The organism is Klebsiella sp. WP4-W18-ESBL-05, assembly GCF_014169075.1.
In the GTDB taxonomy this organism is placed as follows: Bacteria; Pseudomonadota; Gammaproteobacteria; order Enterobacterales; family Enterobacteriaceae; genus Kluyvera; species Kluyvera ascorbata_B.
In genome coordinates this window covers 2,515,685-2,530,856 of record NZ_AP022057.1, presented here as the reverse complement: position 1 = coordinate 2,530,856, position 15,172 = coordinate 2,515,685, and the positions used below count along the sequence as shown (strand labels likewise).

Here is a 15,172-nt window from a genome sequence, read left to right as displayed (position 1 = left end):
TACGATGGCACTCGTCCGTTATCCCACGACCAAACCCTTTCCCTTTTCCGACGCCGTAGCGGCGAACGGTTTTCTTTTCCTTTCTGGTCAGGTGGCGATGAGCCCGGAGGGGCAGCCGCAGTACGGCACCGTAACTGAGCAGGTTAATGCCATTATGCGCTCGGTCAGTGAAACGCTGGCGCGCGGGGGCGCACAGCTGAGTAACGTGGTGCGTGCGCAGGTCTGGCTGAGCGATATGGCGCATTTTGCTGAATTTAATCACGCCTGGCGTCTATGGTTTCCTGAGGGTTTCCCCAGCCGCAGCGTGACGACCAGCGCGCTGGCGTTCTCACTCGATGTTGAAATCGAGATTCAGGCGGTGCAGCCATGAATTCGATACGCGACACCACGATCTCCACGCTGAACGCTGCGCTGGAGGCACTGAAAGCCACGCTCCCGGCCAATACGGAAGTGGTGCTGCACGATCTAACCCAGCCGCAGTCCTCGGTAGTGGGCATTGTCAACGGGCACGTCAGCGGGCGGCAACTGGGTGATGGGCTGCTCAGCGGGCCGGAAGACGATGAAGGGTTTCTGGGGCTGCTTGACGCATCGCAGCCGCCGTCTTCTTCCCGCCTGTTCAGCGGCTATACCTCATTGACGCACGGCGGCAAACCGCTGAGCAGCGCCTCGACGCTCTATTACGATGCCAGCGGCAAAGCGGTCGTCGCGTTTTGTGTCAACGTCGATATGGAGCCGGTGATGCGTTTTCGTCGTGAGCTGGATTATCTGGTTTCCGCTGTCCCCGCAGCCCAGCCCGTTGACCATCCGGTCAGTTCGCTGCCTGAAAGCTCGCTGACGGCGCTGTTAGGCCGCTTTCAGCCGGGGCCAACGGAAAACCCGAAAGCATTTCGTCTGCGAGTGGTAAGCGAACTGCACGCCATGGGGGTTTTCAAGATTAAAGGCAGCGTCAATGAAGTGGCGAAAGCGCTTGGCGTGACGCGTTACACCATTTACAACTATCTGGACAAACTCAATGAACACTAACACCCCGTTAACGCTGCCGTTTTATCAGGTTGATGCCTTCACTGCGCAGCCTTTTGGCGGTAACCCTGCCGCCGTTATGCCATTGCGCGAATGGCCGGATGACAGCGTCTTAAAAGCGATTGCTGCAGAAAACAACCTTTCTGAAACCGCATTTTTCGTCCCGCTCGACGACGGCTTTCATCTGCGCTGGTTCACGCCGGCGGTGGAGGTCGATCTTTGTGGCCACGCCACGCTCGCCGCATCATGGATATTGTTCAACGTGCTGAACTATCCGGGCGAGACGCTGCGATTTTCCACCCGTAGCGGCCTGCTGACCGTCCGGCGCGAAGGCGACGAGCTGTGCATGGATTTCCCGACCAAAATGCTGCGGCCGATTGATGAACCGCCGGGACTGCTGGCTGCGCTTGGCCTGAGTGAAGGCGTTGAAGGTTTCTGGCAGTCTGATGACATCGTGGTGCTGGTGAATGATAAAGCGATCGTCGATGCGCTGACGCCGGACTTTAACCTGCTGGCTGCCTTTAATACCCGAGGGGTGATCGTGACGGCACCAGACGATGAATTTGACTTTGTATCCCGCTGGTTTGGCCCTCAGGTGGGCGTTAATGAAGATCCTGTCACCGGATCAGCACACGCCTGGTTGGCACCGTTCTGGGCGAAGCGCTGTGGCAAAAATTCACTGCGCGCCCAGCAGGGCGGCGCGCGGAAGGGAACCCTGCGTTGTGTGATGCGAGAGGAAGGGCGCGTGGCGCTGTACGGCCAGGCGCGATTGATGATCGAGGGGGCGTTCCGTCTGTCGCATAATGGCTGAGAAATCAAAACGTGAGTGCCGGGTTGTTCAGCTTACGCTGGTGTGTACGTTAGTGCTGTACGGCCTGCTGATAGCGTTGTCGTAATAGGGCAAAGCGTGATCGCGAAGGATTAAAACAAAATAGCGTTCCATTATTATCGGTTCTTAGTTTCTGTTTAACGTTGCACATGGAGAACCGATGACAAGACGACCTTATCTGGGCATGTCGACGCTGCTTTGTATGCCGCTGGTCCTACAGGGCTGCGCGGCAGCGTCGTCAACAGGAACGGCAACCCGGCCCCTGCTGACGGCGCAGGAGGCCGCGCCTTACACCGTTGAAAACTATTTCGCGCAAGGCGGTCTGTCAGACCGCCCGCAGGGCCCCTGGCGGCCTGCGGCAATCACGCTGGAAAACATCAATACGCCGTGGCGCGTTGCGCCATCCGGCGCACCTTTCACCCGCATTCAGCCGGCGATTGATGCTGCCATTGCTCAGCACCAGGGGACCGAGCGTCTGTACATTCGCATTGAGCCGGGTGTGTATGTCGGCACGGTGTATATCCCGGACGATGCGCCACCTATCACGATTTTTGGGGCGGGCAATGGGCCGGAGGCGGTGCGTATTGAATTCGCGATCGACTCGCAGTTCAGTCCGGCAACTTACCGGCAGACGGTCAACGCTGAAGACTATCCTCCGGGGTCGCCCGCGTACTACCAGTATGCGCTGTGCGCGGGGAAAACCACCGCGCAGATAGGGACCAACTGTGCGGCGGTGTTCTGGTCGCAAAGCCACGATTTTCAACTGGTGAACCTGACGATTGCTAACAGCCTTCTCGATACCGTCGACGGCGGCACCCATCAGGGCGTCGCGCTGCGTACCGACGGTGACCGCGTACAGCTGAAAAATATGCGTCTGTTGGGGCGGCAGGATACGCTTTATCTCAACGTCAGTAACCGGCGTAACGATGCGCTGACCGATCGTATTCATCGCGTTTACGTGCAGGACAGCTACATTGAAGGCGATGTGGACTACGTGTTCGGCCGCGCCAATGCGGTGTTTGATCGCGTGCATTTCCATACCGTTTCCAGCCGAAAATCGCCGGAGGCCTACGTGCTTGCACCCAATACGCTGCCGGACAATCCCTACGGTTTTCTGGTGAAAAACAGTCGCTTTACTACCGATGAAGGTTACAAAGGCACCTTTAAGGCCAGGCTGGGGCGGGCGTGGGATCAGGGGGCAGGGAAAACCGGCTACCTGCCGGGCAAAACGGCCAACGGTCAGGTGCTCATTGTCGATAGCGTGATTGATGGCGGCTATGACCGACTGTCGCCGTGGGGCGCGGCGGCCACCACGGCGCGGCCGTTTAACGGCAACGCTCAGCCGTCACGGCAGCTGAATGATGTGAACCATAATCGCCTGTGGGAGTGGAACACGCGCTGGCAGCGCTAGCCAGGCGAGGCGCCTGGCCGAACCTGTAGCCCGGCCAGGCGTTGGCGTCAGAACGGTAGCTTGCGCGGCTGCGTTTGCATTGTCACCCAGCGCAGTTCGGTAAACTCGTGGACGCCCGCGCGCCCGCCAAAGCGGCCGTATCCGGAATCTTTGGTGCCGCCAAACGGCATTTGCGCTTCGTCATGCACCGTTGGGCCATTGATGTGGCAAATGCCGGTTTGCAGATCCTGCGCGACATTCCACGCGCGGGCGGTATCCCGACTGTAGACCGCAGACGATAAACCGTAGGCGCTGTCGTTAGCGATGCGTACCGCATCCTGCTCATCACGGGCGCGGATCACCGCTTTGACCGGGCCAAAGGATTCTTCGTTCCACAGGCGCATGTCGGGCGTGACGCCATCCAGTAGCGTGGCCGTCATTAGCGTGGAGTCGGCCTTGCCACCGGTCAACAGCGTGGCGCCTTTCGCCAGCGCATCGTCAATTAACGCATTGCAGCGCTCGATGGTTTTGCTATCTACCACCGATCCCAGCAGCCCGGCGGGGAGGCCTTCGACGCGTTTTACCAGTGCGGCAATAAACGGTTCGGCAATGGTCCGATCAACGATGATCCGTTCAGTCGACATACAGATCTGCCCGGCATTGGCAAACGCACCGAAGGTTGCGCCAGCGGCGGCCTGGTCGATATCGGCATCGTCCAGCACCAGCAGCGGCGCTTTGCCGCCGAGCTCCAGTACGACCGGTTTCAGGTGCTGCGCGCAGGTCTGCGCGATGATTCGGCCCACCGGCGTGGAGCCGGTAAAATTAACCCGTCGGATGCCGGGGTGCGCAATCAGCGTTTCGACTATCGCTGGGGCATCCTGCGGTGCGCAGGTGAGATAGTTCACGACGCCCGCCGGGAACCCGGCGGCCGCCAGTGCCTCAACAATTAACCCCTGCGTAGCCGGAGAAAGCTCAGAGCCTTTGAGGATCACCGTATTACCACAGGCCAACGGCGTGGCGATGGCGCGAACGGCCAGAATAATCGGCGCGTTCCACGGCGCCATGCCTAGCACGACGCCCGCCCCCTGGCGGATAGCCATCGCCAGGTTACCCGGAATATTAGACGGGATCACCAGACCTTCGATTTGCGTCGTCAGCGCCGCCGCTTCGCGCAAAATATCCGCGCCGAGATGAACGTTAAACCCCGCCCAGTGCGGCGTAGCGCCGGTTTCGGCGTGCATCGCTGCCGTGAAGCGTTCGCTGCGTTGTTCAAGCTGCTCGGCCGCCGCGAGCAGCAGGCGGCGACGTTCACCGGGCGACGTATCGCGCCAGGCGGGGAAGGCCGCCGCGGCGGCCTCGGCAACGTGCACCGCGTCGGCGAGGGTGGCCGCCGCGGCAATACTGGCAACGGAATGATCGATGGGATTATGGCGTGTAAACGTCGCATTGCCTTGCGCGGCGCATGTTTCGCCGTTAACCAGCAGGGTACAGGTGATGGTCATGGAAACCTCTTCTCATCTCGGGTAACGCATCGAGTGTAGAGAGGCGCAAGCGTGCTGAATATCCATGATGCGGATTTCGCACGCTTTTTTTCAGCTTTTGAAAGCGGTTCACATCCCTGTGCCGCCGAGGGTTACCCGAGAAACGCCAGCAGTTCGCGCTGGGCGTTATCGCTGAGCTGGAGCAGATTCACCGCCTCGCCGGGCTCGGTGCTGCGCGCATACAGCGCCACCAGCCAGTCGTACACATAGCGCGTGGCGGCGTGAACCGGCTGCTCGCCGAGCTGAGTCAGGCGCGCGCTGGCCGTCGTGCTGCCGGTGGCGAAAATGGCGCTGCCTTTGGCAATACGGCTGGCAGGACGTTGCTCAGCCGGCTGCTCGGCATAGCCTAGCCAGTTAATGAAGTTGCCGATCAGCGCGCGCAGCTGCGCGGCACCGGCCTGCTGCTCCGCGCTGGCGCGACGAAGCTGTGACGCTAAGCCCTGGCGCTGGCTGGCGGCAATCAGCGCCAGAACCAGCTGCTGCTGGGCCGAGGGCGTCAGCAACGGGTGAGGCTGACGGCTCCACTGACGCAGGTGCTTAGACCACAGCGCATAGGCCAGGGAACCGTGATCCTGGAAGGATGGTGCATGCTGCGCCACCGTATCTGGCGCGGCAAACAGATCCACCGCATCGTTAAACAAACCGCTGGCTTTCTCTTCGCGCTGCTGCTGTACCTGACACAGGCTGTCGAACTCGCTCAGCGGCGGCAGCAGCGCTTCCAGCAGCTCACCGTGGCGCGCGGCGTGGGTTTGCAGTTCGCGAATCAGGCTTTCTGCCTGTGCGGCCGATGGGCATGAGGAGGCCAGCAGCGGCTGACACAGAACGCGTAGCTGCTGGTGACGCGCCTGGCACATGGCGGTAAAACGGCGCTGGCGTAGCTCAGGCAGCGTGGCCTGCGACAGCCATTCAATCAGCCGCTGAAGGCTGCTGTGATCCAGCGCCTGCAGCGTTCCCCAGTGCTGGCCGGGTTTGCCGACCAGCTGTTGAATCGCTTCATCAAAGTGGCGTTTATGGACAAATCGATCGTCTTGCGGCGTAATCGCCCAGACCAGGCCCGGCAGCTTATTTTCCTGCGTTGGCTGGGTTTCATGCACCCAGCGCAGCAGCGCTTTCGCCGTGGAGGGAATGGCGGCGCGCTGGGCGGTGGCGTTGCAGGCTAACAGAATATCCGGCTGGCGCTGCTGGCGGTAATGATCGAGCAACCAACGGCATTTGCTGGCCCACAGCGGCGTATCGTTGGCGAGCGCCGGGACGGGAATATCAATAATATCAACGTTATCCAGCACGCCTTGTTCTACATTCAGCACCAGTTCAACGGTCAGCAGAGCCAGCGTCGCCACCGGTATGCTGACTGCGTTCTGATAGCCCTCGGCGGTCAGCGGGTGCACCAGCACCGCGTCATCGCTGTCGCCGCCCGGCGTCAGGAAGGCATCCATGGGCAGCGTGAAGCTATCGACCAACAGGCTCAGCGGCGCCATGACTTCGCGACGGTTTCCCGCCTGATGCAGCGCGTGTGCCAGGGTCAGCCATTGCTGGGTCAGCGCCTGCTGTTCCCCCCAGAGCAGTGACCACGCGCGGGCGCGGGCGGTGAGATCCAGCGACGGCAGCAGATGGGCAAACTGGTACCACAGCGTGTCGTCGATTTGCTGATAAGCGCTCGGCAGCGTATCGCGCCAGAAGCGAGCGATGGCCGCAATCTCTGCGGCGGTTATCCCTGCCACCGGCTGCGGCTGGCGCAGGCTCTGCCAGCTGCGCAGGCGGGAGGCGAGTAGCGCATTATCCGGCGGTCTAACCTCTCCGCGCTGCCAGGCGTGGGCGATAAACAGCTGAACCAGATCGGCTTCGCTCATTAATGCCAGGCGCAGCGGGAAGGCGTCATCGGGCGTGGGTTGCTCGCGGCTAAAACGCACCGCCATTTGGGTCAGACTATGCCCGGGATTGATATGGCTGAAGTAATCAAGGGTTTTACTGCCCGTTTGTACCGTCAGCCGCCCGTCGCCGCTGCCGCACAGCGTCCGTAGCAGGTGGGCCTTAGAGGCCTGCGAATGGCCAAACAGGGCAATGCTGGCGCGACGGGCGCTGGCGTGCAGATGTGCCTTGTGCTGAGCGTCGAGCGCCAGCAGGCGAATCATCAGCGCATCGGCATCGTCGTCCAGCGCCGGGTGCGTTTGTCGGGCGGCGGCGAGCCAGTCGATAACTGCAGGTAAAGTGGTCATTTCAGGAATACGCTCCCGCTGTCAATCCAGTAGTGGCTGCCGCTGTGGCGGCGGTCGGCCAGAGTATTGAGCTTCAGTGTCAGGGCATCCGGCGAAACCGGGGTGCCGTCCTGTAGCCAGGCGTCGCTCAGCACAAAGGACAGCGGCGCTTCGTGTCGGCTGCCGCCCTCAAGCTTCAGACGTACCTGAAGAACACCGTCGCCCGCGATCGCTTTTGCAAGCTCCGGCGAGTTGATGCTCAACGTATACAGCGGCGTGGCGGGCCAGCGGGTATTCGCTAACTGGCGGAAGCCCAGCGTCACGTTGCCACGCAGCGGGAAATGCAGCCGTGCGTCAAGCTTTGCGCCGGGTTTGTCGAGATCGAGATCGTGATACCAGATGTTTTCATCACGCAGCGTATTGACGGTTTTATCCAGAACGCCGAGATAGCGCACCGTGGAGTAGGCGCCAATGTCGGCCGCTTTGAAATTAAAGTGCGGCAGGCGAAGGTCCAGCGCCAGGCTGCACAGCATTGCGCCCACGGCCGCGGTGGATTTCGGGTTGCCGATGCGCCCCTGTTGACTGAACGGATACCATTCATGAACGTGATATTTATCCAGCCAGACCATGCGGTTAACCGGCACCGGCTGCAGGTAGCGAATCAGCGCCTGTACCCCCGGCAGACAGCCAGGACGTCCGGTCACCAGCAGAACATCGCAGGCGTAGTGAGAAATAGCTTCACACAGCGCGTGCAGCGGGCCAGAGAGGGTAAATTCCCCGGCAAGCATCGCGTCTTGCAGGTTGCTGAAGGTGACTTCTAACGGTACTGCCAGCAGGTCGAACGGCGCGCTGCCTGCGGGGAGCGCATGTTCAATGGCCTGGCCGACATAGTTCATCACGTTGCGGGTTGGCGTTTGGCTCAACAGCTCGCCAAAGGTAGCGTGCAGCCCGGCCAGCGGGTCCTGGACGTCGCTTTGCTCCCACGCCGCCAGAATGGCATGGCCGATCGGCATAAACAGCTGCAGGGCGGTTTGCTGGCGCAGCACCGCCTGGGTATCAAGCCTGCCTGAGTCGCCAAACAGCGTAGCCATTAGCGCCTGGGCGTCGGCAACGCCGGATTTTTGCAGTTGGGTTTGCAGGGCGGGCAGCACGCAGCGCTGGATAATATCCAGCAGCACATCGTCACCGGCGATTTTAAACCCTTCGCGGAACAGGAGCTGCGGGGTAATTTTGACGTTGCCGCCGATGCCGTCATCCAGTTGGTATTGCGCAATGGCCATGTCGGTGGTTCCACCGCCGAGATCCAGCGAGGCGATGCGTAGCGCTCGTCCGGGGGCAGCCCCCGGCTCGGGCTGGCGATCCGGGCGTGCCATCGCGGCGAACAGCGCTTCGGTCTGCCCGGAAAAATGCGAGATCGCTTCGTTGTACAGCCAGACCAGCTGGCCGCAGCTGGCTTCATCCCATTCCATGTGAATTTTCGGTACCGGAACCACGCTTTTTTCCTGCAGACGCACGTTGGCAAAGTCTTCATCCTGCGGATGCCAGCCCATGGCTTTCCACACCAGCGCAATCGCTTCAAACATCCGGCGGCGGAAGATTTCCCGCTCCTGTTTCGGCATCGCCGACGGCAGGGTGAGGATCAGCGTACGCAGCTGGCGCGGCGAGGCAGGGAAGCCCAGCCGCAGGCGGGTAGCGACGCTGTTGATCTGCCCCAGCGCCTGCGCCAGAATTTCACACAGCATGTGGGTCATCAGGGTGCTACGGCTATACTGCGGCGAGAAGACCGGCATCCGCTCGTCCGGCGGCAGCGTAAACAGCGGCTGGCCTTCATCGTTCATCAGGTTCATCAGCGGGAAGGCGGTGGCCAGGGGTTCGCGCTGGGTTTTACCGTTCATCTGGCTAAAGCGCCAGTCCTGTATGGTCGGGGTTTCGTCCCACAAATAGCGGCGCGGGCTGGAAATACCGCTATAGCCTTCGGTGCCGGCACGCTGCATCGCCAGCTTACGGGCTTCATCGCCCACGCGCACCAGCGACGGCCAGATAAAGGCGTCTTCGCGGCCGCTTTCCACCGAGAAGTGCTGCTTGCCGAAACGTGACTCTGAAAACTCGACGCGGCTGGTGAACAGCGGTTCATTCAGATACTGCGGCTCGCTTAACGAGCGGACCTGTAGCTCGGCGGTCTGGCGCAGGCCGTCATTCGCGTCGCCGTGGTCTTCGATAATAACGCCACAGGTATGGGTGTTGCCGACATCGAGGATTAAATCAACCGGAATCGCCGGGGTGCTCAGCGTGGCGGTCACCATTTTAATTTCCGGTACCGTGAGCTGCTCGCCGAGCAGGGCCAGAATATTGAGCCAGTGGCCCTGATACTCAAAGCTGCGCAGCGCCTGCGCCACGTCGCGCTCGCTGCGGGTTTCATGCGTCGTTACGCTCTGCTGGAAGGCTTCGCGCAGCCAGCCGTCAATCCACGTCTGGTCGAGAAAATCGCTGATTTCGTCATCGCGCCAGGCCAGCGCGAAGCGGGTGCCGTTCAGCAGGTCGCTGGCGACCGGCGAGAGTGCGTTAAGGTCATCGTGGCCAATCTGGCTATCAAATGCCAGGGTTACGCGGTGGCTATTGCCCGCGCTGTCCGGCTCATTGAGGCGGCGAATTTGCACGCGCGCCCAGTTATCCGGGCCTTCCACGAAGGTGCGCGGCGGGTTAAAGCGCAGGAACGGCAGGGGCAGCCACACGCCGTCCAATAGCGTCAACGAATGGTGCAGCGCGAGCGTAGATTCCGGCTTGACCACTTCAGGCGGGCGTCCCGCTTCACCCGGCAGGGTGTAGCGCTGGTTCACCACGTCATAGTCGAGACGCAGCAGCGGGCCGTTGGCGGTTTTTCGCACGAAGCGGCCGTTTTGCAGCGATTCCTGCGGGCTGAGGCCAAAATCAAGGAACTGCACGCCGCTGTTGGCAATCAGCGTCACGCTCTGTTTGTAATCGCAAAGTGTCACCAGCATGGCTTACGCTCCCGTCTTCTTAAAGGTCAGCGCCACCACCGTTTTGGCATCGAAACGCGCGGAGCATACGGCAACGTTGCTGTTGCCCGGTTTGCAGCTGATTTCCGGCAGCGGATAGCGCGCGCCGTCGCTGCACTGCGCGTTGCCGCGGCTTTTGATCATCAGCTCGCCGTTCTGGTGCAGCCCGGAGAACACCGCCGCTTTGCAGACAATATTGCCTTCGCGCAGCAGGCGTGCGGTGCCTTTATTGTTCTGAATCTGGTAGCGCAGATTGGGCGCTTTACCGGTATGGGCGTCGCTGATGTCCATCTGCGCACGCCAGCTGCCGTTGAGAAAGCGGGTCGTTCCCGCGCGCATTTGATCGGCATCCATCACCAGCGCATCTTTTGGGATAGCGGCAATCACCAGCGGTTTTTCCTTTTCGTCTTCTTTCACGTCCGGCGTCGTTTTGACGCTCGCCTGATGCAGCGGCAGCCCGTCCGTCAGGGTGGGCATGGCGGGTGCCGTCGCCCGCAGCGGCGGTGCAATATCTTTTGCTACCGGCTCAGGCTCCGCTTCCGCCTGCGTTGAGGGGATCATCAACGGCAGCGCAATGGCAACGGCGGCGATAGCGGCCGCCAGCGGCAGCGCCCAGAGCCAGCGCGGACGACGCGGGGGCGTCATGACCATCGCCACCGGCTCCGCGGGTTCTGCCGGGCGGGTTTGTTCTTCCGGCTCGTCCTCCGGCAGAGTGTAAGCATCCAGACGCGGTTCATTTGGCGAAATCAACGGGGCGTCGGCCTCGCTGAATGTGGCGATAACCGGTTCGGGTTCTTCTATTATTTCGGGCAGCTCGACAATCAGCGGCGCTTCGGGCGGCTCGGGCTCCACATAACGCAGGCAGTCAAAAACGTCTTCGCGCGCGCCTTCGTTAAGGTTTACAAAGCCCCAGAAGCTGATGACGGGCTTGCCGTCGACGAGAAAGAGGTGGTTTTCACCGGGAAACTGCAGCGTTTTTTCCAGCAGCGCGCCGAACAGCTGCTGTGCCGTTTTTTCAGATTGCAGGCATTTCTTGCTGAGCGTCCGCGCGCTATCCTGCAATCCTTCTAAGTAGTGCAGCGCTCGCGTGCGCTGAGATTCATTCGCCGCTTTCCAGCCAATTGGCGTACCGTCAACCGGCGAATACCAGTCTACCCGGTCACCTTCATCGTTCAGCTGCGGTATCGCCAGGCAGTCGACCAGCGCGTTTTGCTTGCGTAGGCGCAGCGTTTCGCGCACCTGGAGCGCAGAGTGAAATACCGTTTGCCCGCCGCCGCCTACGGCCTGAAAGTCATCAAGACTTCCGCTGCGTAAAAGAGTTTTTGCCACGTTCCTGTCCCATAGACTTCTTCACGGCATTACTTTACGCAAAGCAAGATGCAACAAACGGTGAAAGAGAGGGGTAAATAGGGTAATTCTCCTGGCATTGAATATCTGGACTTAAGTAAAACCTGATGGGTAAGCGATGAAGAAACCAGCAAAAAACGGATATTCAGTATAACCTGAGACAAATTGGTTATTTGCCAGTTACCTGGCGCTGTGCTGTTATTAAGCCGTTCATATAATAAAATCGAAAGGCTTATAACCATGATGACAGGGAAAACGCTCCTCGCGCTGGCACTCAGCGCGCTGTTGCCGGCAGGTGCCATTGCGGCCAATCATGACACGCTGGTTTATTGCTCCGAAGCTTCGCCGGAGTCCTTTAACCCGCAAATTGCCAGCTCTGGCCCGACGTTTGTCGCCAGCTCGCAAACGCTGTACAACCGCCTGATCAACTTTGACCCGGTAAAAAATACGCCCATCCCGTCGCTGGCGACCGACTGGACTATCTCGGAAGACGGCCTGACCTATACGTTTACGCTGCGTCAGGGAGTGAAGTTCAACAGCAACAAGTTCTTTACCCCAACCCGTGACTTCAACGCTGATGACGTGATCTTCTCCGTGTTGCGCCAGAAGGACAACGATCATCCGTATCATAAGGTTTCGCAGGGTAACTACGAATATTTCAACGACGTGGGTCTCGATAAGCTGATTAAGTCGGTGAAAAAAGTCGATGATTACCACGTGCAGTTTGTCCTGAACGAACCCAATGCCGCGTTTCTTGCCGATTGGGGGATGGATTTCGCTTCTATTCTTTCCGCCGAATATGCAGACGCGATGATGAAAAAAGGCACGCCGGAGAACGTCGATACCTGGCCTATCGGTACCGGCCCGTACGTGCTGCAACAGTACAAAGTCGATTCGCAGATTCGCTATCTTGCCAACCCGAACTATTGGGATGGCCCGGTGCCAACGAAACACCTGATTTTCGCCATCACGCCGAACGTTGAAACGCGGCTGGCAAAACTCCAAACCAACGAATGCCAGATTATTCCGGCACCGTCGCCGGTCCAGTTTGAGGCGATCAAAAGCAATCACGATCTGACGCTGCATGCGGTTGAAGCGCTGAACGTTGGCTATCTGGCGTTTAACACGGAGAAAAAACCGTTTGATAACGTTCTGGTGCGTCAGGCGCTGAACTACGCGACCGATAAACAAGCGATCGTTAACGCGGTGTTTATGGGGTCAGGTACGGTTGCAAAATCACCGATCCCGCCAAACATGATGGGCTATAAGAAGGATCTTAAGGATTACAGCTACGATCCCGAGAAGGCTAAAGCGCTGCTGAAGCAGGCGGGACTGGAGAAGGGCGTTGATGCGACCCTGTGGTCAATGCCGGTGCAGCGCCCGTATAACCCGAATTCACGCCGCATTGCGGAAATGATTCAGAACGATTGGGCGAAAGTCGGCGTGAAGGCTAAAATCGTCACCTATGAGTGGGGCGAGTACCTTTCCGGGATCCGTAAAGGGGAACACGACAGCGCGCTGTACGGCTGGATGTCGGACAACGGCGATCCGGATAACTTTGCCAACACGCTGCTGGGCTGCGACAGCATTAAGACCGGCTCGAATGCCGCACGCTGGTGCAATAAAGAGTATGATGGTCTGGTGAAAAAAGCGCTGGTGGTGAGCGACCCGGCTAAACGCGCCGCGCTGTACGGCCAGGCGCAGGAGATCTACGCTCAGCAGGTACCGTGGATTGCCCTTGCCAATGGCAAAACGTTCTACGCCACGCGCAGCAACGTGAGCGGCTACAGCGTCAGCCTGATGGGCAGCGATTTCTCGAAAGTGAAAATCAATTAAGGAGCAGATATGTCACATTTGGATGAGGTCATCGCCCGCGTTGATGCGGCGATTGCAGAAAGCGTGATTCCGCATATGAACGAGCTGCTGGTCGCGCTGAGCGATGATACGCAACTGAGCCGTGAAGAGCGTTTCACCCAGCAGCAGCGCCTGCGCGTGACCATTTCCCATCACGGCCAGCATCAGCGTGAACAGGAAGAGGCACGCAGGGAGCATCTCACTGAAGGTGGCAAGATTTTGTAAGCCCTCTTGTAGGCCGGATGGCGCTGCGCTTATCCGGCCTACGCAAGCGATTAAAACTGGCGTTTTGCAATCAGCCACGCGCCGACAATCAACATCACTGCACCACAAACCGGTCCTACCAGCGCTCGCCAGGGTACGCCGTGGCTTCTCACCACATCCATCACCAGCCCGCCAATCAGCTGACTGGCGACCAGTACCGCAATCGTCGTTGCCGCCCCCACGTACTGATAGCCGCTAATGCTGGCAAAGACGAAGAATGATCCCAACAAGCCGGGGATCAGCGTCCACCATTTAATGGTTGAAACCAGTTCGCTCACGCCCGCCAGACCGTGCTTAATCAGCAGAATGCTGACAAACAGCACGATGCCGACTAATGAGTTCAGCAGCATCGCTACCAGAATCGTCGAAGCGGACTGTGTGATCCGCACCATGAGCGTGTTCTGGATAACCAGGCCAATCCCTGCGGCGATCAGAAACGTCAGCGTGAGGGATTGATTCATGCGTTACCGTCCGGGTCGCAGCGGTTATCCAGTTGCAGCTGCATAAAGGTTAAATCCAGCCAGCGGCCGAACTTGGTGCCAACCTGCGGCATTTGCCCGGTGGTGACGAAGCCGTGTTTGGCGTGCAGATGCAGGGACGCGTGATTTTGCGACTCAATCCCTGCCACCATGACGTGTTTGCCGCGACGTTTGGCTTCTTCAATCAGCCGGGTAAGCAGAATATGGCCCAGACCTTTGCCTTGATGCTCCGGGTGGACGTAGACGGAGTGTTCGACGGTATGGCGGAAACCATCAAACGCCCGCCAGTCGCCGTAGGAGGCATAGCCCGTCACCACGCCGTCTTCTTCGCTGACCAGCACCGGAAAATGGCCGAGCTGCCGCGCCTCAAACCAGGCAATACGGTTATCGGTATCGACGGTTTTATCGTTCCAGATGGCGGCCGTATGCAGTACGGCGTGGTTATAAATGGCCGCGATCGCGGCGCAGTCTTCTTTTGTCGCAAAACGAATAGACATAGTTGCACCCTGTATGTTGTTCACTATATTATTACGCCATGAATACTATTGAAGACAACCTAAATCAACGCATCGGCGCACGAATTCGCATTGAGCGTGAGTCTCGCGGCTGGTCGTTGAGCGAGCTGGCCGAGCGCGCGGGCGTGTCGCGGGCGATGATCCACAAAATTGAGCGCGGCGAAAGCAGCCCCACGGCAGCGCTGCTGGCGAGGCTGTCCGGCGCATTTGGCATCAGCATGTCAACGCTGATTGCCCGTGCGGAAATTCAGGAAGGCAAACTGCTGCGTTTTGCCGATCAGCCGGTGTGGCACGATCCACAGAGCCATTATCTCCGTCGTCACGTTTCACCGCGCGGCGAGCTGCCGGTCGATTTGGTGCAGATTGAACTGCCGTCGGGCAGCGATATTCCCATGCCCGCATCGGCCTACGCGATGGCGCGCCAGCTTATCTGGGTGCAGCAGGGCGAGCTGCTGTTTATGGAGGGCGAAACCGCGCATCGCATGCGGGGCGGCGACTGCCTGGAACTGGGGCCGCCAAACGACTGTCGCTTTATTAACGATAGCGGTCACATTTGTATTTATTTAGTGGTGCGTTTGAATATTCCTCTGACGTGATTTTATATCTTCTGAGGTTTTAACTGTGATAAACGGTGAAGCGCTCTCAGGGGCATAAATTTCACTAAAGGTTCGTTTCTGAAATATATGTTGTATTTTTCGCGCAAAATAACCAACTCCAGCTA

At 59.3% G+C, this 15,172-nt stretch carries 13 protein-coding genes; 7 read left to right on the top strand and 6 right to left on the bottom strand.

Translation table 11 applies throughout. From position 1 onward, the window contains the following. The first annotated feature begins 4 nt into the window (after nucleotides 1-4). The 4 genes from H7R58_RS12240 to H7R58_RS12225 all read left to right on the top strand — a co-directional run bounded on the left by H7R58_RS12240 (nucleotide 5) and on the right by H7R58_RS12225 (nucleotide 3,260). Complete coding sequence (locus H7R58_RS12240) at nucleotides 5-370, top strand: RidA family protein (protein WP_106926894.1); 366 nt, start codon at nucleotides 5-7, stop codon at nucleotides 368-370. After that, nucleotides 367-1,023, top strand: coding sequence for a helix-turn-helix transcriptional regulator (locus tag H7R58_RS12235; protein WP_182930530.1), 657 nt, complete (start codon nucleotides 367-369; stop codon nucleotides 1,021-1,023). Before H7R58_RS12240 ends, H7R58_RS12235 begins: the two co-directional genes overlap by 4 nt. Beyond that, on the top strand, nucleotides 1,013-1,831 hold the full coding sequence (locus H7R58_RS12230) for a PhzF family phenazine biosynthesis protein (RefSeq protein WP_182930531.1): 819 nt from the start codon (nucleotides 1,013-1,015) through the stop codon (nucleotides 1,829-1,831). The genes H7R58_RS12235 and H7R58_RS12230 overlap by 11 nt, the downstream gene beginning before the upstream one ends. 178 nt (nucleotides 1,832-2,009) lie before the next feature. Beyond that, nucleotides 2,010-3,260: a putative acyl-CoA thioester hydrolase gene (locus H7R58_RS12225; protein WP_182930532.1), complete on the top strand. Its 1,251-nt coding sequence runs from the start codon at nucleotides 2,010-2,012 to the stop codon at nucleotides 3,258-3,260. A gap of 47 nt (nucleotides 3,261-3,307) precedes the next feature. On the opposite strand, the gene H7R58_RS12220 is transcribed toward H7R58_RS12225, so the two are convergent. From H7R58_RS12220 to H7R58_RS12205, 4 genes are all read right to left on the bottom strand, one after another. Then, the gene (locus H7R58_RS12220; protein ID WP_182930533.1) at nucleotides 3,308-4,741 is read right to left on the bottom strand and encodes an aldehyde dehydrogenase; all 1,434 of its coding nucleotides are present in this window, start codon (nucleotides 4,739-4,741) and stop codon (nucleotides 3,308-3,310) included. Between the two features lie 131 nt (nucleotides 4,742-4,872). Beyond that, the gene (locus H7R58_RS12215) at nucleotides 4,873-6,996 is read right to left on the bottom strand and encodes a virulence factor SrfC family protein (RefSeq protein WP_182934365.1); all 2,124 of its coding nucleotides are present in this window, start codon (nucleotides 6,994-6,996) and stop codon (nucleotides 4,873-4,875) included. Continuing rightward, entirely contained in the window at nucleotides 6,993-9,974 is a 2,982-nt protein-coding gene (locus tag H7R58_RS12210) for a virulence factor SrfB (RefSeq protein ID WP_182930535.1), read from the bottom strand. The genes H7R58_RS12215 and H7R58_RS12210 overlap by 4 nt, the downstream gene beginning before the upstream one ends. A gap of 3 nt (nucleotides 9,975-9,977) precedes the next feature. Then, nucleotides 9,978-11,321: an SrfA family protein gene (locus H7R58_RS12205; RefSeq protein ID WP_182930536.1), complete on the bottom strand. Its 1,344-nt coding sequence runs from the start codon at nucleotides 11,319-11,321 to the stop codon at nucleotides 9,978-9,980. Between the two features lie 258 nt (nucleotides 11,322-11,579). On the opposite strand from H7R58_RS12205, the gene H7R58_RS12200 reads away from it, so the two are divergent. Together H7R58_RS12200 and H7R58_RS12195 are read left to right on the top strand one after the other, a co-directional pair. Then, nucleotides 11,580-13,175 carry an ABC transporter substrate-binding protein gene (locus H7R58_RS12200; protein WP_182930537.1) on the top strand — a complete coding sequence of 532 codons (1,596 nt, stop codon included), beginning with the start codon at nucleotides 11,580-11,582 and terminating at the stop codon, nucleotides 13,173-13,175. Nucleotides 13,176-13,184: 9 nt separating this feature from the next. After that, a complete protein-coding gene (locus tag H7R58_RS12195) occupies nucleotides 13,185-13,418 on the top strand; it encodes a DUF2526 family protein (protein ID WP_182930538.1) in 234 nt (77 codons plus the stop codon). A 50-nt stretch (nucleotides 13,419-13,468) separates the two neighbouring features. Here the strand turns inward: H7R58_RS12195 and H7R58_RS12190 are convergent, their stop codons facing one another. Both H7R58_RS12190 and H7R58_RS12185 read right to left on the bottom strand, forming a co-directional pair. Next, nucleotides 13,469-13,918 (bottom strand): DMT family transporter, encoded by a 450-nt coding sequence (locus H7R58_RS12190; RefSeq protein ID WP_106926914.1) that lies wholly within the window; start codon nucleotides 13,916-13,918, stop codon nucleotides 13,469-13,471. Then, nucleotides 13,915-14,433 (bottom strand): GNAT family N-acetyltransferase, encoded by a 519-nt coding sequence (locus H7R58_RS12185; protein WP_182930539.1) that lies wholly within the window; start codon nucleotides 14,431-14,433, stop codon nucleotides 13,915-13,917. Before H7R58_RS12185 ends, H7R58_RS12190 begins: the two co-directional genes overlap by 4 nt. 38 nt (nucleotides 14,434-14,471) lie before the next feature. Here H7R58_RS12185 and H7R58_RS12180 point away from each other — a divergent pair, with 38 nt between their 5' ends. Further along, nucleotides 14,472-15,047 (top strand): helix-turn-helix domain-containing protein, encoded by a 576-nt coding sequence (locus H7R58_RS12180; protein ID WP_182930540.1) that lies wholly within the window; start codon nucleotides 14,472-14,474, stop codon nucleotides 15,045-15,047. Nucleotides 15,048-15,172: the final 125 nt, after the last annotated feature.